15 protein-coding genes are annotated in these 20,021 nt (G+C 46.6%); 11 read left to right on the forward strand and 4 right to left on the reverse strand.

Features of this window, described 5'->3' with window-relative positions; all coding sequences use genetic code 11:
* Window positions 1-31: 31 nt before the first annotated feature.
* Window positions 32-1,876 (reverse strand): S8 family peptidase, encoded by a 1,845-nt coding sequence (locus HI950_RS01235; RefSeq protein WP_169081953.1) that lies wholly within the window; start codon window positions 1,874-1,876, stop codon window positions 32-34.
* A 182-nt stretch (window positions 1,877-2,058) separates the two neighbouring features.
* On the opposite strand from HI950_RS01235, the gene HI950_RS01240 reads away from it, so the two are divergent.
* Genes HI950_RS01240 through HI950_RS01250 form a run of 3 tightly spaced genes read left to right on the forward strand, consistent with a single transcriptional unit; the run spans window position 2,059 to window position 3,250 of the window.
* On the forward strand, window positions 2,059-2,559 hold the full coding sequence (locus HI950_RS01240) for a YpuI family protein (RefSeq protein ID WP_169081952.1): 501 nt from the start codon (window positions 2,059-2,061) through the stop codon (window positions 2,557-2,559).
* A gap of 55 nt (window positions 2,560-2,614) precedes the next feature.
* Window positions 2,615-2,827: a DUF1540 domain-containing protein gene (locus tag HI950_RS01245; protein ID WP_169081951.1), complete on the forward strand. Its 213-nt coding sequence runs from the start codon at window positions 2,615-2,617 to the stop codon at window positions 2,825-2,827.
* Window positions 2,828-2,833: 6 nt separating this feature from the next.
* On the forward strand, window positions 2,834-3,250 hold the full coding sequence (locus tag HI950_RS01250) for a DUF4190 domain-containing protein (protein WP_169081950.1): 417 nt from the start codon (window positions 2,834-2,836) through the stop codon (window positions 3,248-3,250).
* Between the two features lie 52 nt (window positions 3,251-3,302).
* Here HI950_RS01250 and HI950_RS01255 read toward each other — a convergent pair whose 3' ends face one another.
* On the reverse strand, window positions 3,303-3,932 hold the full coding sequence (locus HI950_RS01255; protein WP_169081949.1) for a GTP pyrophosphokinase: 630 nt from the start codon (window positions 3,930-3,932) through the stop codon (window positions 3,303-3,305).
* Between the two features lie 109 nt (window positions 3,933-4,041).
* Between HI950_RS01255 and HI950_RS01260 the strand changes: the two genes are divergently transcribed.
* Window positions 4,042-4,830, forward strand: a complete 789-nt coding sequence (locus tag HI950_RS01260; RefSeq protein ID WP_169081948.1) for an ABC transporter ATP-binding protein — start codon at window positions 4,042-4,044, stop codon at window positions 4,828-4,830.
* Window positions 4,821-7,145 carry an alpha/beta hydrolase gene (locus HI950_RS01265; RefSeq protein WP_169081947.1) on the forward strand — a complete coding sequence of 775 codons (2,325 nt, stop codon included), beginning with the start codon at window positions 4,821-4,823 and terminating at the stop codon, window positions 7,143-7,145. Before HI950_RS01260 ends, HI950_RS01265 begins: the two co-directional genes overlap by 10 nt.
* Before the next feature lie 61 nt (window positions 7,146-7,206).
* On the opposite strand, the gene HI950_RS01270 is transcribed toward HI950_RS01265, so the two are convergent.
* On the reverse strand, window positions 7,207-7,932 hold the full coding sequence (locus HI950_RS01270) for a queuosine precursor transporter (protein ID WP_169081946.1): 726 nt from the start codon (window positions 7,930-7,932) through the stop codon (window positions 7,207-7,209).
* Between the two features lie 240 nt (window positions 7,933-8,172).
* Here HI950_RS01270 and helD point away from each other — a divergent pair, with 240 nt between their 5' ends.
* Complete coding sequence (gene helD, locus HI950_RS01275) at window positions 8,173-10,500, forward strand: RNA polymerase recycling motor HelD (protein WP_169081945.1); 2,328 nt, start codon at window positions 8,173-8,175, stop codon at window positions 10,498-10,500.
* A 2-nt stretch (window positions 10,501-10,502) separates the two neighbouring features.
* Here the strand turns inward: helD and HI950_RS01280 are convergent, their stop codons facing one another.
* The gene (locus HI950_RS01280) at window positions 10,503-11,396 is read right to left on the reverse strand and encodes a PAS domain S-box protein (RefSeq protein ID WP_169081944.1); all 894 of its coding nucleotides are present in this window, start codon (window positions 11,394-11,396) and stop codon (window positions 10,503-10,505) included.
* A 708-nt stretch (window positions 11,397-12,104) separates the two neighbouring features.
* On the opposite strand from HI950_RS01280, the gene glgB reads away from it, so the two are divergent.
* The 5 genes from glgB to HI950_RS01305 all read left to right on the forward strand — a co-directional run bounded on the left by glgB (window position 12,105) and on the right by HI950_RS01305 (window position 19,851).
* On the forward strand, window positions 12,105-14,012 hold the full coding sequence (gene glgB / locus HI950_RS01285) for a 1,4-alpha-glucan branching protein GlgB (protein ID WP_169081943.1): 1,908 nt from the start codon (window positions 12,105-12,107) through the stop codon (window positions 14,010-14,012).
* A 17-nt stretch (window positions 14,013-14,029) separates the two neighbouring features.
* On the forward strand, window positions 14,030-15,196 hold the full coding sequence (locus HI950_RS01290; protein WP_169081942.1) for a glucose-1-phosphate adenylyltransferase: 1,167 nt from the start codon (window positions 14,030-14,032) through the stop codon (window positions 15,194-15,196).
* A complete protein-coding gene (glgD, locus tag HI950_RS01295; protein ID WP_169081941.1) occupies window positions 15,193-16,305 on the forward strand; it encodes a glucose-1-phosphate adenylyltransferase subunit GlgD in 1,113 nt (370 codons plus the stop codon). The genes HI950_RS01290 and glgD overlap by 4 nt, the downstream gene beginning before the upstream one ends.
* A gap of 115 nt (window positions 16,306-16,420) precedes the next feature.
* A complete protein-coding gene (gene glgA, locus HI950_RS01300) occupies window positions 16,421-17,884 on the forward strand; it encodes a glycogen synthase GlgA (protein ID WP_169081940.1) in 1,464 nt (487 codons plus the stop codon).
* Window positions 17,866-19,851 (forward strand): glycoside hydrolase family 15 protein, encoded by a 1,986-nt coding sequence (locus HI950_RS01305; RefSeq protein WP_169081939.1) that lies wholly within the window; start codon window positions 17,866-17,868, stop codon window positions 19,849-19,851. The genes glgA and HI950_RS01305 overlap by 19 nt, the downstream gene beginning before the upstream one ends.
* Window positions 19,852-20,021 lie beyond the last annotated feature (170 nt).

A 20,021-nucleotide genomic window follows, 5' to 3' on the forward strand; every position in this document is an offset into this window, starting at 1 on the left:
GATGGGTGCTTTATTGTGTTTATCTGATTTATTATTTGTCGTATTTGGAAGCGATCCGATCTAGTCTGCGTTTAACTTGATCTGGATACGTTTGAAGAGCGCCTCCGAATTTTGAAGCGGCGTGAAGCGCCTTGTCGACGTCAATTTCACCGTAACCGAAATAATTGTCCTTGCCCTTGTCGCCCAAATCAATGGCTGATTTCCTCATAATTTCCATAACCTCGACGTTTGATAGCTCTGGATTGACGGAACGGATCAAGCCAGCTAGCGCAGCGACATGCGGACTTGCCATAGATGTGCCTGACAATGCTGCATATTGACTGCCGGGATAGGTGCTTGCGATGCTGTCCCCAGGCGCTGCAACGTCAATGTAGTCACCGTAGTTGGAGAAGGAAGCCTTTTCTTTGCTGCTGTTCGTTGCTGCTACTGCGAACACCTCAGGATAGGCAGCTGGGTAGCCTGGCCGATCGGTATTGTCGTTGCCGCTGGCTGCGATCATAACGACGTCATGCTCGTAAGCATACTTGATGGCATCATGCAGGAAATCTGCTTGTGCGTAATTGCCCAAGCTCATATTAATGACTTTGGCGCCATGGTCAACTGCCCAGATAATACCTTGAGCAACGGAGTAGGTGGAACCTGCACCGCTGCTGTCGAGCACCTTGACGGGCATAATTTTGTTATACCAAGACAATCCGGCTACTCCCTCGCCATTGTTAACTGACGCGCCGATAATGCCAGATACATGCGTACCATGTCCTACATCATCATCTGGATCTGTACCTTCATTTACTATGTTTGTCCCTTCAGTGAGTTTGCCTTTCAAATCGGGATGGTTGCTTTGTACACCCGTATCAAGCACAGCTATTACGACTTGGTCACTGCCCTTCGATACATTCCAGCCCTTCTCCGTTTCGATAGACGGCAAATTCCATTGATACTCCGAATAAAGAGCATCATTTGGAATGATGGAATCTGTTTCATTCGTCAAATACAAGTAATGCGGCTCCGTATACTCTGTATTCCAAGATTGCTTGAAATAATGGACAAGCTTATCGGCTTCAATGCTTTTGGAACGGAATACGAACGTATCTCCGATTTGCTTGACCGACTCAGCTTGGATGTCCTTCTTTACGCGATCCATCTCGTCCGGCGTCAGTGGCTTAGTGAAATGGACGACAACATCGCGTACATGATAATGGCTTGCGTTGCCGTTGTCCTCGCCGTTACGAACGGTCGTATCAATCGTTGAATTCGGCTTTACGGATTCAATTTTGTAGTTGCCTTCTGCCGGATAGGGAATGAGCCGAAGATTGCGCATTTGGTGCTTCTCGACTGATTTTACGATATCCTGCTTGATGACACCAACAACACCGATACTGACATGCTTGGAATCAGGTACTCCAAGAACCATATACCGGCTGCCATTCTTTGCAGAAAAGGCTGGCGACTCATATTTCGCTCCTTTGCTTACCTGAGCTTTGGCTTCTGCGACATAAGCTTCGGCTAGACCCTTATCAGTTGATGGCAGGGTGCCGCGGTTAACGCTCCGCTTGCCGGATATCCAGCTAATATAGGACATGTGCATATGCTCATGCATCATATGCTTGATCTGTTGATCGGCAGCTGTTTTTGAGCCCATGCTCACGCTCATAAGCTTTTGAAAATCTTTGGAGCATTCCGTTGAGCAAAGCATAGCTGTTGCCTTCATGTCATCCTGAAGGGTTGCTAATTTGAGCGTATGCTCGCGCTTGGCGGAAAAGCTTGATGTTTGAGGCGCTTTTTTAACATCCTTTGGAGCAATAATACGTGATGTAGGTATAAGCAAGGCGACTAAGGCTAAAATTGTTAGGGCACCTATCCATTTTCTAGACATGCTTGAGACCTCCATTGATCGTTCTAATTTGAGCTAAGTCTAATCTGTAGGTTCGGGTTTCAAAGCGGAAAATATGCGGACAAAAGAGTGAATCGCCAGTACCACTTCCATGTAATTTGTGGTACGATAATGATGATTGTAGTTTTTACGCGTGTTTGGACTATGAAAGGGGAACTACCTATATGCCATCTGCTAACGTCAAAGCGCTAACCGATTCAACCCGCACGAAGCTAAAGGATGCGGTAAATCAGCTTGAACCGTTTCTGAATAACAATTCATTGCTCACATTAACGAATGAAGATCAAGGTGAAGAAGCACAAACGTTCTATAAAGGACTATTATCCGATTTGAGACATTTATTGGTGTTTTCTGAAGTCGCAGTTGAAAAGCTGGGAGTTTTGCTCAGACGGCCCAATTTTGATACAGATTATGCGGAACGCGTGCTGTATGAGGTTTACCATCAATGCGTAAGCGCGTTTTTCTATCCGAAAAACGAATGCTACTCCGAGGACGGTCGCTACGCCTATACGGGACAGGATGCGATTCGCTTCCGCTTTAAGCCGAGCCGCGATTCCCGCGATATCGTACTTAACATTTCAAAAATTTTCGAGGAACTGCGTGACGAGTTGGCTTACTACGAAAATGATTACATGACGCAGCGCCGCATGCAAGGACAAAAATAAGGCAGAATGAATCACCTCCGGTCAGGGAAACTTGATAGTGGAGGTGATTTTTTTTATGCCAAAAGGCGTAACTTGTAGCGTCGCTAACTGCAGCTTCTGGAAGGAAGGCAACAATTGCGGAGCAAGTGCAATCAATATCGAAATTGATCAGCATGCAGGTGCCAATATCAATGAAGAATTTGCTGGCGAAGAGCTGGGACGACTACATCAGGATGAAGCTGATAAATCCAAATCAACGTGCTGCCTTACCTTTAAACCAAAGGAGTGATGGTCGATGGGTAAATATGAAGACGATTATAGGAAGCTGTTGGATGATCGGGATCACTCAGCAGAAACAAGCCATCCTGTTATGGGGACGGATAGCTTGCCTGATGTAAATGAAGAAATGGCAGCAGATTTTGCTGTTAGCAATCCAGCTGTGCACACGGAGCGGAGAGAAGACCGGTACGTTGAACGAACGGAACGTGCAGATGCCCGTACAGGCGGATATGCGCTTGGTTGGGTGTCGCTCGTATTTGCGATTGCGTCATGGTTTATTTGGCCGATATTGATGGGAGCTACAGCAGCAGTGCTTGGTTTCATTGCATATCGACAAGGCGCTCGCGGACTCGGTGGTTGGGCTATGGCGATCGGACTTATTGCTCTTGCTTTAAATTTAATTATCGTGCCCTTTTACTACGCGATTACCTAAATGGAATAAACAAATAAGCTCCTTCCCAGTAAATGGGAGGGAGCTTATTTGTTTATTTCAAGGCTTGCTCGCGATGCTTCTGCACCTCTACATTCAAGGCTAGCATTTGTCTGTCGAGCAAATGGATCATATCGGCCGAGCCCTTGAGCTGCTCCTGAATATGTGGCGGAATTTGTTCATTAAATTTATAATAGATCTTGTGCTCCAAGCTCGCCCAGAAATCCATCGCAATTGTGCGAATCTGAATTTCGACGAGAACGTTTTCTGTCCGATCGGTCAGGAAGACAGGGATTTCGATTAGCAAATGAATGCTCTGGTAGCCGTTAGGCTTTGGATTGATGACGTAATCCTTAACCTCAACGACTCGTACGTCGCTTTGCTTGCTGATCATATCGACGATTTGATAAATGTCGGTTGAGAAGGAGCAGATGACGCGTACACCTGCAATATCGCGAATATGCTCTTTAGCATCTTCAAGCGTTATTTCCAGCCCTTTGCGTTGAAGCTTCTGCATGACGCTTTCCGGCGCTTTAATTCTAGTCTTCATATGCTCGATCGGATTGTAGTCATGAATAAATTGAAATTCCTCGTTTAAAATGTTAAGTTTCGTTTCTACGGCATCCAGCGCAAATTTATAGGTAAGAAAAAAATGAGCCCATTGCTTTAGCTGATTGGTTTTCATTGCAGATCACTCCTGAACTAACATTTATGTATATGCTTATAATGGTCGATATTATTGGCCAAGTCAAATTTAAGGGAAACGGTGCTGTCAACAGATAGGAGAGTTAACGATGATTATAGACATCCAAAACGTATCATGGGATCGAAACCAAATACAGATTTTGCAAAATATTAACTGGCAAGTAAACGAAGGTGAGCATTGGTGCCTGCTTGGGCTGAATGGCTCTGGAAAAACGACCCTTCTGAATATGATTAACGGTTATATTTGGCCAACTGAAGGCAGCATGGCGGTGCTCGGCAAAACATTTGGCGAATTTGATTTGCGTGAGCTTCGCAAAAACATCGGCTGGGTCAGCACATCGCTGCAGCAGAAGCTGTACGGCAGCGAAACCGCGATAAAGATTGTGCTAAGCGGCAAGTTTGCTACAATTGGTTTATACGATCAGACCGATACCGAGGATATGAAGCGAGCTGAAGCTTTGATGAAGGCGCTGGGCTGTACAGCTTTGATGGAAAGAACCTATGATACAATGTCTCAAGGCGAACGACAGCGGGTGTTAATTGCAAGGGCGCTTATGGCATCGCCAAAGCTTCTGATTTTAGATGAGCCTTGCACCGGTCTTGATGTATTTGCCCGCGAGCAGCTGCTGCAGATGGTTGCCGCCGTTGCAGCGGAGAAGAATGCACCCACAATTATTTATGTAACGCATCATGTCGAGGAGATTTTGCCCGTGTTTACGAAAACGCTCTTAATTAAGGATGGACAAGTCTTTGCGGCCGACGAGACAAAAGACGTACTGACTTCGACATTAATGAGTGATTTTTTTGAGGTGCCGGTAGATATTCAGAGCCGAGACGGGAGGAATTGGCTGTCTGTGAAGGGGGATTTATGGAATTAGGCATACAAGATACGGAGCAGCAGCTGCCCGAGCCAAGCAAATGGGAAAAAATGAAGATTTGGCTAAGCCTCCGCTATTCGACAAGGAACGCCCATGATCATTTTGTATGGCGAATCGCTACAGGCAGCACCGCATTATTCGGATCCTTATCGATGCTGGCTGCTGTGCTCGGGATGCCGACAGGATTAGGTACTGCAATAGACATTATCGTATTCTTGGCCATTAACACTGCTGCTATGAGTTTAGCTGCCGTATTGCTATCCTTCCTTCTTAATCTTATGTATTTGTCTTTGCCGCTTAGATTCACATCAGTTTTGCTTTACGTGTCGGTCGAGACCTATCTTATTTTATATTTTGCAGAGCTCGGCATTCTTATGTCGATTATTGTCTCATTGGCGTTCTCGCTAACGGGCGCTCTCGCTGGCTGCTTGCTTGGCATCTTAATCAAAATGAAAATAAGATCAGGGAGCAAGGCCATTCTTGCATTTTGTTTTGCCTGTATTATTGCTGTTGCCTTCGCAACTATGGATTGGGCGGGGCCGGCTCCTTTGCCGCAAAGAGAGAGCGTTCAAAACGATCAAGCTTCAGCCGACAGCGTTGCTGCATTGGAGGCGCCTAATCCAGCCGAACCAGGAAAGTTCGCCTTTCAAGCTTTTACTTATGGAAGTGGAAAGGACAAGCATCGAGCGATTTTTGCGGATGGGGCCGATGTGCTGTCTGCAGCCGTCGATGCGTCAACTTATATTACGAAATGGTCATCACTCAAGACGCGGTTTTGGGGCTTCGATGAGCATGATCTTCCTTTAAATGGCCGGGTATGGATGCCTGAGGGTGTTGGCCCTTTTCCAATTGCGCTAATCGTTCATGGCAATCATCTTATGGAATATTTCTCAGATGGCGGATATGGCTACCTTGGTGAAATGCTTGCAAGCAAAGGCATAATTGCGGTTTCTGTAGATGAGAACTTTCTCAATTATTCCGTGTGGTCAGGCATTCCGAATAATGATATGAAGGTGCGGGCATGGCTCCTGCTGAAGCATCTGCAGCAAATTAAGCAGTTAAACGAAGCAACAGGAAACCTTTTTTCGGATCGAGTAGATTTTGAGCAGGTGGCTCTGATTGGACATTCACGAGGCGGTCAGGCCGTTGCGATGGCTGCGGATGCAGAACGATGGTTTAATGAAGATAAAACGATGGACAGCCTAAAAGGCATAGCTATTAAATCCGTTATTGCGATAGCGCCGACGGACAAGCAGGTTGACGATAAATCGGCACGGTTAACCGATGTTAACTACTTGACGCTTCAAGGAGCCAGAGATGCCGATGTCAACAATTTTTACGGTGACCGACAATATAGCCGAACAACCTTCATGGGGCAATTAGGCAAGTTTAAAGCAGCCTTATATATTGGAGATGCAAACCATAGCCAATTCAATTCAGACTGGGGAAGAATGGACGAGCGTCCGCCGGGCGGCTTGTTTTTGAATCGCCAAAATCTATTGGAAGCGGAGGAGCAGCGTCAAATATCCAAGGTTTATGTGTCGGCATTTCTGCAGGCGACATTGCTTGGCGATGAGCGCTACGAGCCTTTGTTTAGAGATTATCGGACCGGACTGGCATGGCTGCCGGATACCCTATATACGAATCGGTATGAGAAAGCGTCATTTACCGAAATCGCTCGTTACGACGATGGCAAACGAAAAACGGTTTTAAAGGACGGCGGAAAGGCAAGTGCGACCGGAATGAAGGAGTGGCAGATCGTATCTGCAGAGGACCGGGACCGAAAAAACAAGGGCACAAAAGGAATGGAATTGGAGTGGAGTAAGCCTGGTGCAGAGTATGAGCTGGAAATTCCTCTTAGCATGAGAACAGAAGCGGATGGCATTGCAGAAGGCAATTTTGTCTTCTCCATGGCGAACCTAGAGCGTGATCTCATCTCACAAGCGGAAGCAGCTGGCAAGGCAGAGGTGACTAATGATACGGAAGAGGATGTAGTGCTGCCGCCGCTGCCGGAAGTTGAAATCGAGCTAATAACAGAGGATGGAGAAAGCAGGGAGCTGGAACTAGCCGATATTATGCCGGTTTCGCCTCCTTCTTACACGGCCTTTATGTCTCTGTCATGGCTTGAAGAGCGAATGAAGGAAGAGAAGTACAAGGAATCTACCGAGCCTGTGTTTCAAACCTATGTGCTGCCCATTGAGGAATTCGGCACAGAGGAGAAAGCAATTGCTGTTCAGGAAATAAGCCGGATTACGTTCCGATTTGTTAATGGTCCTGGAAAAGTGATGCTCGATGATATTGGGTTTATGCCATAAGTACGAAAAAAAAGCGGGATGCCTGGCAGAAGGCAGTCCCGCTTTTGTATCCTGATTTGGCTTAACTGCCCGTACCTGCCTCATCCGCTTTAAAGGTGAAGCTTCTTGCCGCATACAAAAATGGTGTCGAACAAAGCGATACGATAAATTTTATGACGTAAGTCGACAAGAAAATCGAAAGCCAAAGCTTATGATCATAGCCGTCTGCGCCGGCAAAGGCGATCGTACAAAAGATGAACGTATCAACTAGCTGGCTTACGGCAGTGCTTCCGTTGTTGCGAATCCATAGCTGATTCGGGGCAGGACATAGACGCTTTAATACAGAATAGATTTTAACGTCAAGAAACTGACTGACAAAATATGCGCATAAGCTGCCTAAAGCAATCCGGGGCATTAGACCGAACAACGTTTCCAGCGCGCCCTGCACCTCAAGCGGAAATGGTTCATTCAGCGGATTAAAGAGAAGTGCCATTTGCATAATAATAGTAGTGGCAATGAGCGTGAAGAAACCGAACCACACGGCCTTTTTTGCAGCTTTTTCTCCATATTTCTCATTCAATAGGTCAGAGGCCAAATAAATCGTTCCGTACATGGTATTCCCAAGCGTAATCGCTATTACGATACCGAATGCGTGGATGTCGATTGTTTTTACAACTTGAATATTAGCTAGCACGGTGGCCATGCCGATCCAAGCGTATATGCCTATTCGCCCAAAAAAACGATAGGACAGAAGGAATAATGAAAAATGCACGAGCATAAAGATCGCGCCGAACCACAAATTAAACATACTGCAAATAACCTCCTAGTTTTGATAACGCGGGAGTTTTCGAACCGCGGATTGCAAGAATAGTGTAACTATTGACTTGTTTTTCTGCCTTTGTCATTATAAACGCTTCTTATGAGTGCGGCAATAGATTTTCATAGGCGTTTCACTTGAGCGCCAGAAGATGGTAGAATGGATGTTCCGTTTTAAGCATGGTATGATTATGAACTGGTCAACCTTACTAAATAGCTAAGGAGTGTTGTCATGACGAATCCAAATGAACAGTTGCAGCAGGAACAGCAGCGTGTAAATGATGTGACGGGAATCATCCGCTCACGTATAGAGGAATTTCAAAAACAGGTTGGCGGTATGCGTGAGGATATTGTCGATATACGCCGTAATTTTTGGGACGATGTAACGCTTAATTTCGAGGATGCGGCAGAATCTGCCGAGTCGCACGCAAGCATGAAGCAGCAGGCAGAAGTACTGTCTGAACGTGAAAGAAGCCACCGGCATGCGGAGGAGCAGCTCAAAACGCTGTTAAAGCTGGAGCATTCCCCGTATTTCGGCCGAATCGATTTTGTAGAGCAAGGGCAAGCGAAGCCGGAACCGATTTATTTAGGTGTCGGATCGCTGCTTGATGAGAGCGGTTATGATTACTTAATCTACGACTGGCGTGCGCCAGTCTCCAGCCTTTATTATGATTACGGCCCGGGTCCGGCACAATATGAGACGCCGAGCGGATCGATTAACGGCGAGATGTCGCTCAAACGTCAATATATTATTCGCGATGGACAAATTCGCAGCATGTTCGATACAGGCGTCACCATAGGCGACGAGCTGCTTCAAGAGGTATTAGGAAAGCAATCCGACGCTCAGATGAAAAGTATCGTTGCGACGATCCAGCGGGAGCAGAACCGCATCATTCGTAACGAACGGGCCCGGCTGCTCATCGTACAGGGAGCTGCGGGAAGCGGTAAAACGTCAGCCGCTCTGCAGCGCGTAGCCTATCTGCTGTATCGGTATAGGGGCTGGCTGAACGCCGACCAAATCGTTTTGTTTTCCCCCAATCCGATGTTCAACAGCTATGTTGCAACGGTACTGCCTGAGCTTGGCGAGCAAAATATGCAGCAAACGACCTACCAGCAATACCTAGAGCATAGACTCGGTGACACGTTTGCGCTTGAAGATCCTTTTTCGCAGATGGAATACACGCTGGCTGCTGACCGCGATAACGAATATGAAGCTCGAATTGCAGCGATTACTTACAAGTCCAGTGCAGCCTTCATGCATCTGATCGATGGTTATGCAGCAGCGCTCGGTCATGAAGGCCTGGTGTTTAAAGCTGTTACATTTAAAGGACGCACGTTGATTTCTCAGTCGGATATTGCAGAGCAATTTTATAAATGCGATCATTCGATTTCGATCGGCAACCGCATGCGCTTAACGGCGGAATGGATGCTGAAGGAGCTGACTAAGCTTAGCCGGCTGGAACGTGAGCAGGATTGGGTGAAGGAGCAGATTGAGCTGCTCGATCAAGAGGCGTATGCCAAAGCCTTTGAAGAGCTGCAGCGAAAAAATCGGTTTGCGGGCAATTCCTTCGATGATTTTGATGCGGAGCATGATTATTTGGCTGCTATGGTCGTGCAGGCGAAATTCAAAAAGCTGCGCAGAAGAGTGAAGCGTTTGTCATTTCTTGACGTTCCGGCAATCTATCGGCGTTTGTTCGACAATAATCAAATATTATTGGATCGCTTGCAGGCAAGCGAGCATCAGCTTCCAGATAAGTGGAAGGAAATAAGCAAGCAAACGATCGCCATGCTGAGCAGCGGCAATATTTTCTATGAGGATGCTACGCCGTACTTGTACTTAAAAGAAAAGCTGGAAGGCTTTCATACCAACACGTCGGTAAAGCATCTATTTATTGATGAGGCTCAGGATTATTCGCCGTTTCAGTATCATTACCTTAAGCGGATTTTTCCTAACTGTAAAATGACCGTGCTTGGCGATTTAAATCAGTCGATATTCGCACATGCTGTCGCTGGCAATGGATTTGAACCGTTGTCGGAGCTTTATAGCGAGGAAGAAACGGAGAAGATTGTTCTTACAAGAAGCTATCGCTCAACTCGGCCAATCGTAGCCTTCACGAGCCGAATGATTGAAGGGGGCGACCAGATCGAGCCTTTCAACCGAGATGGCGAAGAGCCAACAATAACGAAGGCAGAAGATGATTCGCAGCTTGTGCAGCAGATGAAGGAACGAATCGATCAATTGGTGAGATCGGGTTATCAATCGATAGCGGTCATATGTAAAACGGCTGCCGAAAGCAACCGCGTGCATGCAGCCTTGCAGATCTATCTTCCAAAGCTTCGACTTGTCGAGAAAGAAACGGTTACTTTTGAAAAAGGTATTATTGTCATTCCCTCGTATCTTGCGAAAGGTGTCGAATTTGATGCTGTGCTGATTAGCAATGCAAGCCAAAATTGCTATGGGCAAGAAAGCGAGAGAAAGCTGTTTTATACTGCATGCACGAGAGCGATGCATGAGCTGCATCTGTTTTATACCGATGAGCTCACGTCATTTATCCAGTAGTCTTATTTTCTAGTTTCTGACCATATTTCATGAACCTCAATTTGAAGCTCCGAAGCGATCAGCTCTGCTGTGAGTCTTTGGGGCTTTAAAATTTTTCCGTTTCGCAGCTTCGAGATCGTTTGAATGGAAATGCCGGTTGAAGCAGAAAGGTGGCCGGCCGTTACGTCTCTTTTGGCCATCCATATGCGCAGCTTTACGGAGGCTTCGATTTTTTCGTCTACCGGACGCAAATCCCAGATGACGAAAGCAAACTCCGACACTTCACCATAACCGTCGAGGATGGGGGCAAACGTGACCGACATCTCAAGCTCAATGCCGCTTTGCTTGCTTGTCTTTAGCTTTATGCTTTTCTCTTTCTTATGCAGATAAGTTTCCTGTATAACATCCCTCATTAATCCATGATCCGTATCGGCAATGAATTGCATCAGCGTTTCGTCATTTAGCTTGCGGTCAGGTTCAAATAGCAGGGGGGCGAGCCCATCCCTCAAAAATCGGACATGCTGATGGCTGTCTACGATCCCGCTGATCATCACTTTGTTTTTTTCCGCCTGCTGATCAATCCATTTATACGGGCTCAAATCCTCGAACGTAATAACTGCGCGAATCGTACCGTCTTGGCTGCATGTTGGCAAGGGCTGCTGATCAATTCGTACCGAAATTTGACGCTCCAGCTTCGTATAGATTCCTACTTCACTTTTTAACACTTGTCTTGCATTATCAATCCTATATTTTTTAAGCAGATAGCTGCTTTTTTTGGATTGCAGCTCTGCTAGTGTGTAACCGGTTAAGCGCAGGAAGGCTTGATTGGCATCTTCAATCCGTACTTCGCGATCATTTTGGCTCAATAGGATCATCGGTTGACCCATGATTTGAAAGATTTGACTATAAATCGACAAAAACAAACACTCCTCTGATTTCCATTCCGGCACCAAGCAATCAAGTAAAAGTATAAAATAGCTGATGGTGAACAAACAAGTCCATGATTTTGACAGTTTGATTGTTGCAGTGATTCAAATGAGCGAATTAAGTTTAATTAATTAAACTCGATAGCTTAATCCATACCTATCACGTGTATTTGGGGTCATAATTGTTCTTAATCGCTCCTAATAAACGTACAGCAGGCTTTATTCTAATCCACTTTCCCGATAATATGGATAGCAGACATCTTTTATCAAATAGGTATGAGCTATCAGGCAAACGCACAGGGGAGACGAATTATGAATCATTGCAGCATAGAAAACTGTATGAAGCCGATTAAAGCAAAGGATTTGTGCGCAATGCATCATCAGCGATTGTTGCGTCACGGAGATCCTCATACCGTAAGGCCGCGTAGAGAGAAGCAAGTCCCAAATTGCAAATGGGTAAATTGCGCTAAAATTTCGATTACGAAAGGTTTTTGCTCCAAGCATTACTACATTCAGCGCGTTTTGGGCTCAGGTAATGTTGATGTTACGAAATCTGACATGAGTTAAAAATTAAGCTGTCGAAATCTATGAAAACAACTGTGTTTTTTTCATCAAACCATGTATAATGTGGTTACAGTAAATCAGGCACAGTTGATTTTGATTGCTCATAGATCATCCAACAGGGAGGTGAAACCACCAATGGTTCAAACGACACCTAACGGATTATCGCACAAGGACTTATATTTATTCAATGAAGGCAGCTCCTATCACAGCTACCGTTTTATGGGTGCGCACCTCGTTCGTGTGGACGGAAATGACGGCGTCCGATTTACAGTATGGGCTCCTAACGCAGCAAAAGTTCGTGTTATCGGTGGTTTCAACAAATGGGATGGGAAGCTTCATCCTATGAAACGAATCGGTACGACAGGCCTCTTCACCTTATTCGTTGCGAATATCAGTGAAGGAGAATTGTACAAATACGAGATCGTAACTGCCGATGGGAGCATTATTCGAAAGGCTGATCCGTATGCCTTCTATGCCGAGCGTCGGCCTCGAACAGCATCTATCGTAACGGAACTAAGAGGCTATGAATGGGAGGATGAAAAATGGCAGCTCGAGAAACGCAAGCTACCAGCATACTCCAACCCGCTCCTGATTTATGAGGTTCACGCCGGTTCCTGGAAGATTAAGGGCAAAGAAGATTTTTTTACATTCGATGAATTGGCAGATGATTTAATTCCGTACACAGCTGAAATGGGATATACCCATATCGAGCTGATGCCTATCTCCGAGCATCCTCTGGATCAATCCTGGGGCTACCAAATAACAGGCTTCTATGGCGTAACAAGCCGTTATGGAACACCAAAGCAACTGATGCGTTTTGTTGACAAATGCCATCAGAGCGGAATCGGCGTTATTTTGGACTGGGTGCCGGGACATTTCTGCAAGGATGATCATGGCTTGCGGCTATTTGACGGAACGCCGATCTTCGAGGGTGCTGATGCAAAGCGAGCCGAGAAGCCGCTCTGGGGAACACTTTCCTTTGATTTCAGCAAAAATGAAGTCGTAAGCTTTCTTATTTCCAATGCCATGTATTGGATGGATCTCTATCACATCGATGGTTTAAGAGTCGATGCTGTCGCCAGCATGATCAATTTACATATGGACAAACCGCCAGAAATGCATACCTACAACTACCTTGGCGGCCCTGACAACCTAGATGCTCTTCGCTTCATCAAGAAGCTCAATGAAACGGTGTTTCATTATTACCCCGATACCCTTATGCTAGCTGAAGATTCTTCCGCTTGGCCCGCAGTCACAGCACCAACCTACAAAGGCGGCCTTGGATTTAATTTTAAATGGAATATGGGCTGGATGAACGATATGCTGCGCTATATGGCGCTGGATCCGCCCGAACGCTCGCACCACCACCATCTCATCACATTTTCGCTCCTTTACGCTTTTTCTGAAAACTATGTCCTACCTCTATCGCACGACGAAGTTGTACACGGCAAACGCTCGCTCCTAAATAAAATGCCTGGAAGCTATGAAGAGAAATTTGCTCAATTACGCTTGTTTTATGGATTTTGGATGACGCATCCCGGCAAGAAGCTGCTATTTATGGGCAGTGAATGGGGGCAGTTCGACGAGTGGAAAGACGGCGACATGCTCGATTGGATGCTGCTTGATTACGATATGCATCGCAGCATGCACCATTATGTGAAGTCGCTTAATCACATGTATGTGAAACAACCTTCTCTCTGGGATAAAGACAGCGATCCGTCTTGCTTTGAATGGATCGATGTACATAATGCGGCTCAATCTGTCATATCCTTTATCCGCCGCGGTAAATCTGACTTTTCTATCATCATTGCCAATTTCTCAAGAAACGACTATAAGCCGTTTCGTATCGGTGTTCCAGAGCCAGGTTCTTATCGCTCTTTCATAAATAGCAATGACAAGCAATTTGGTGGAACAGGAACACAAACACAGCTTTGCTATAGCAGCGAAAACGTCGCTTGGCATGGTCACAATCAGAGCATTTCGCTTCATTTAGCCCCCTTTACATTCCAGTTCATCACCTTAGATCTGGGGAACACACATTAGAGAGGGAGTTGGTGTCCATGGGCCGAAAAGAAATGATCGCTATGCTGCTTGCAGGAGGCGAGGGGAAAAGGCTAGGCGTACTCACGAAGGATTTAGCAAAGCCAGCTGTCTATTTTGGAGGGAAATACAGAATTATTGATTTTACATTAAGTAATTGCGCGCACTCGGGAATTGATACGGTGGGCGTGTTAACGCAATATCAGCCGCTAGAGCTGAATCGCTATCTTGGAATCGGCAGTCCTTGGGGACTTGACCGCCGTGATGGCGGCATGACGATTTTGCCACCGTTCATGAAACAGAAGGGCGGCGTTTGGTACAAGGGAACGGCGAATGCCATTTATCAGAACATGTCGTTCATTGAGCCTTATAATCCGGAATACGTCCTTATCATTTCGGGTGATCACATCTATAAAATGGATTACGAGCTCATGCTGCAGCATCACAAGCGCTCCGGCGCCGATGTGACAATCGCCGGCATTGAGGTGGATTGGAAAGAAGCAAGCCGCTTTGGCGTCATGCATATCGACGATGAAGATCGCATAACTGCCTTTGAGGAAAAACCTAAAAATCCGACCAGCAACATCGCATCGATGGGTGTTTATATTTTCACATGGTCCGAGCTTCAGAAATATTTGATCTATGATGAGGCAAGCCGCAGCTCCAGCCATGACTTTGGCAAGGACCTTATTCCTGCCATGATGAGGGACGGCAAACGACTCCATTCTTATCCGTTCAAGGGCTATTGGAAGGATGTCGGCACGATCGAGAGCTTATGGGAAGCGAACATGGATCTCATTGCGGAGGAGCCGCCGCTTGAGCTCGCTGATGCCGACTGGCGAATCTACTCGGTTAGCCCCAATCAACCGGCACAGCATATCGGGTCCTCCGCAGAGGTATCTGCTTCCCTGATAACGGAAGGCTGCATGATTGAAGGCATTGTGGACCGTTCTGTTTTGTTCTATGGCGTCAAAGCTGACAAAGATACAATTATAACCGAGTCCGTAGTTATGCCTAACGTCCGCATAGGTGAAGGTGCGCGCATTTATAGAGCTATTATCGGTGAAGGAGCAGTCATTCAAGCGGGTGTTACGATTGGAAGCCCGGATGATGATGCGATTACTGTCATTGCTGTTGATCAATACGTGACGAACGATCATTTGCTGCAGGAGGTGGAGCACTCATGAAGCACAAAGTCATGGGCGTCATCAATCTAATTCATGAGACCGATGAGCTTGAACGACTTACGCAGGGACGGTGCCTCGCAACGGTACCCTTTGGCGCGCGTTATCGCTTAATCGATTTTGTATTGTCTAGCATGGTTAATTCAGGCATCTCGAAGGTAGCCGTATTTGCCCATACAAAATACCGTTCGCTAATGGATCATCTTGGTTCAGGCAAGCATTGGGATTTGCAGCACCGTCAAAGCGGATTATTTGTGCTACCGCCGGCAACAGACGATATCCAAGAGATAAGTCGGGGCGATTTGTATCACTTCTATCAGCAGCGCGATTATTTTAATCGCTCGTCGTTGGAATACGTTGTCATTACTCGCAGCCACATGGTGTGTAATATAGATTTTGAGAAGGTCATTCAATTTCATTTGGAGAAAGAAGCCGATATTACGGTTGTGTGCAAGCAGCAGGAGGATTTGCTCACGGGCAAAGCCCGCAAGGTGCGCATGAATGATGAAGGCCGAATCACCTCCATCCAAGACCACTATGGCCGCATGTCCAGCGACATCAGCTCCATGGAAATGTACGTCATGCGTAAGGATCTGCTTATGGAGCTGGTTGAAACCTCGCTTGCGCAAGGCCAGGACCATTTGGTTCGGCACGCGATTTTATCCAGACTCGACAAGCTGAACGTTTATGGCTATATGTACGAAGGCTATTTAGGTGTAGTAAATACGGTAAGCAGCTATTACCGCAACAATATGAATTTGCTCGATCCGGACGTTTGGAAGGAGCTCTTCTACCAGCCGGGTCCGATCTTTACAAAGGTTAAGGATGAACCTCCGGCTCGTTATCTAGGAGGCTCCAAGGTTACAAACTCTCTAATCGCGAACGGCTGCCGCATTGAAGGAACGGTTACCAACAGCATTTTGTTCCGCGGCGTACACGTTCAAAAAGGCGCAGTCGTGAGCAACAGCATCGTTATGCAAAACGGCGTTATCGGGGAAAATAGCTTCCTGCAGCACAGCATTTTGGATAAAGATGTTCGCGTCGAAGCGGATCGAGACATTAGAGGCGCTGCGAGCTCGCCATTTTTAGCAGGCAAGAGAAAAATTATTTAATTCAATAGGCTTATTAAGCCATCCGTTTATTTACCAAATGCGTATGCCTCGTAACTATAGCTTTCATGCAATCGGAAGCCGCGAGAAGGCGGCGTCAATAAGAAAGGAGAATCCTATGAACATACTGTTCGCAACCTCTGAAGCGGTGCCGCTTGCGAAGACTGGTGGTCTCGCAGACGTTGCAGGGGCGCTCCCTAAGGCGCTGAATAAGCGGGGCGTTGATACCAGAGTCGTATTGCCAAAATATGAAGAAATTCCTGCTGCGCTTAGCTCGCAGTTCGAGCTGATCGCTCATTTCACCGTATCGTTTGGCTGGCGCAATCAATATTGCGGGCTGCTAAAAGCCGAGTTTGACGGCACGATTTATTATTTAATCGATAACGAGTTTTATTTTAAGCGAAAAGGGCTTTACGGTTACGGGGACGATGCGGAACGGTTTGTATTTTTTTGCTTTGCAGTGATGGAAGCCGTCCGCTACATGGAATTTCACCCTGATATCGTCCATTGCCATGATTGGCAAACCGGCATTATCCCGTTTTTGCTAAAGACTCGATACTATCACGATCCGGCTTGGGCCTATACCAAATCGGTATTCACCATTCACAACTTGAAATATCAAGGCTTGTTCGGCATCGATTTGTTGAAGGATTTGCTTGGAGCGGGAGATGATATGTTTCTTACCGACAGCTTGGAGTTTCATGGTGCCGGCAGCTGCATGAAGGGCGGTCTCGTATATGCAGATAAGCTCACAACGGTCAGCGGCACCTACGCACAGGAAATTCAAACCGAGTACTTTGGAGAGAGGCTGGACTCGCTGCTTAGATACCGTTCGGGAGATTTGATCGGCATCGTGAACGGCATCGATGACGAGCTGTTTGATCCGATGAATGATAGCGCGCTAGAAGTGCCCTATCGAAATTCGATTAGCCGCAAGCGAAAAAATAAAGTAGAGCTTCAGCGCGAGCTGGGACTCCCACAATCCGAAGAGATTCCTCTCATCGGAATTGTATCGCGGCTGGTCGAGCAGAAGGGCTTTGATCTTATCGCCGCTACCTTCGAGGAGCTGCTGCAAGAGGATGTTCAATTTGTTGTTTTAGGTGCCGGAGAAGGGCGATATGAGCACTTTCTAAATGATGCGGCTTATCACCATCCTGATAAGGTTGCCGTGTGGATAGGCTATGATGACAGGCTTGCACGCCGCATTTATGCAGGCTCGGATATGTTTGCTATGCCTTCTCAGTTCGAGCCCTGCGGTCTGAGCCAATTGATTGCGCTGCGCTACCGTACCGTCCCGATTGTTCGCGAGACAGGAGGACTAAAGGACACGGTACAAGCCTATAACGAATATACTGGCGAAGGTAACGGCTTCAGCTTTACTAATTACAATGCGCACGATTATATGTATACCGTACGCAGAGCGTTAGCTCTATTTCGTAATGAGGAAGCTTGGAAGCAAATTGTGTTTAACGGCAACAAGGAGGATTATAGCTGGAACCGTTCCGCCAAAGCATATATATCCGTTTACTCACAACTTGCAGCGCATCGAAAGGAGAAGGAATCATGGCCCGTCATCTTGTAATCGGCAACGGAAAGATGCTTCTTAATTTGGATCAGCATTGTTTCATTCGCGATATTTATTATCCGTTCGTTGGACAGTTAAATCATGTGGGCGGACAGTATTGTCGTTTAGGTGTTTGGGTAGAAGGCGCTTTTAGCTGGCTGGATGAGCCGGATTGGAAAATCGATCTGGATTATATCGAGGATTCCTTAGTCACCAATATCACGGCGAAACATGATGGGCTAGGGATCGAGCTTCATATGAATGACGGCATTCATCAACGCGAGTGCATTTACATCAAACGGGTTGTCATCCGCAACAAGACAAACGATCAAAAAGAGGTTCGCTTGTTCTTCCATCAGGATCTGATGATCGATGGGACGGAGGTTGGCGATACCGCCGTTTATTATCCAGAGAATCATACGCTTTATCATTACAAACGGAACAATTATTTTATGTTCAACGGCTTCTCCGATGAAGGCGGCATGACACAGTACTCGACAGGCATTAAGCGATTTCAATCTGCAGAGGGAACTTGGCGCGATGCGGAGGATGGCGTGCTGATGGGCAATTCGATTGCGCAAGGCTCCGTAGACAGCACGATCAGCTTCCGTACGGTCGTTCAGCCGAATAACGACAAGACGGTATATTATTGGATGTCGATCGGCCAAAATCTCGAGGAAGTAAAAGAGCTGAACCAATACGTGCAGGACAATCACCCGGAGAAGCTTCTCAGCCGAATGGTCATTTACTGGAAGCACTGGCTTCGCCGCGCAGAATCCGATCTTGGCGATTTGCCGTATGATGTCGTGAAGATGTTCAAGCTAAGCTTACTGCTCGTCAGAACGCAGGTCGATGAACGCGGAGCCATATTGGCTGCGAATGATACCGATATTTTGCAGTACAACCGCGACCATTACAGCTATATGTGGCCGCGTGACGGCGCACTAATTGCAGACGCCATGTCGATGGCCGGGTATCAAAGCGTGATTGCTCCATTTTTTAATTTCTGCGCGCAAGCCCTATCGCCAGAAGGATACCTGTACCACAAATACAATCCGGACGGCACGGTAGGCTCCAGCTGGCATCCGTATATTGTACAGGGAAGCAGGCGATTGCCGATACAAGAGGATGAGACAGCCCTTGTCCTGTTTGCCTTGTGGAAGGATTACTCGCGAAATCAGGTCATTGAGCTCCCTCAGTCGTTGTACAGCAATTTAATACGCAAGGCTGCTACTTTCTTAAGCTCCTATATGGAGCCCTCCTTGTCGCTGCCTAAGCCCAGCTACGACTTGTGGGAAGAGCGCTATGGCATTTGGACGTATACGGCAGCTTCAGTCTACGGCGGTTTGATGGCGGCTTCCTTCTTCACCGATCTGTTCGGTGATTATGAGCGCAGCGATCATTACAAAAGCACTGCAGAAATGATAAAACACGGCATTGTTACTCACCTGTGGGATGAAGAAGCTGGCCGCTTTGCACGAGGCCTAATTCAGAAGGACAATCGCTGGGTGAAGGATATGACGCTTGAGAGCAGCTTGTTTGGCGTTCTTGAGTTTGGCGTGCTGCCTGTTGACGATTACCGCGTCGTGCAAACGATGCTGGCGATTAAGGAAGGCTTGCAGGTAAAAACTCATATTGGAGGCGTCGCTCGTTATACGAACGATTATTACTTCCAGCAATCTGGTGAAATCGATAAGGTTCCCGGCAACCCATGGATTATTTGCACCCTTTGGGTAGCTAACTTTGAGATTGATTCAGCTAAGACGCTTGAAGAGCTGGAAGGCCCGCGGCGGACGCTGCAATGGGTATCGGATCATGCGCTTCAGAGCGGCTTGCTGCCGGAGCAGCTAAATCCATATGACGGCTCGCCTTTATCTGTGGCGCCGCTTACGTGGTCTCATGCAACGGTTGTGCACAGCGTGAGCAAGTATGCGGAGAAGTATAAGCGGCTTCGACTGGAAGCAGAGGCAAACGGTTTATTATAAGTTTCTGCATAAGTGAAAAGGACTAGAAAAAACCTGTACGCTCTCATTGAGCGTACAGGTTTTTTGTGTTTTAACGAAATAAACGGACGTCCGCATGAAATGGAAATTAATACTCATAATAAATAAACGAATATGAGAAAGTTATAATAAAATATTTTTCTGTCATTGAT

This window comes from Paenibacillus sp. PL91, from assembly GCF_012935325.2.
Classification (GTDB): domain Bacteria; phylum Bacillota; class Bacilli; order Paenibacillales; family Paenibacillaceae; genus Pristimantibacillus.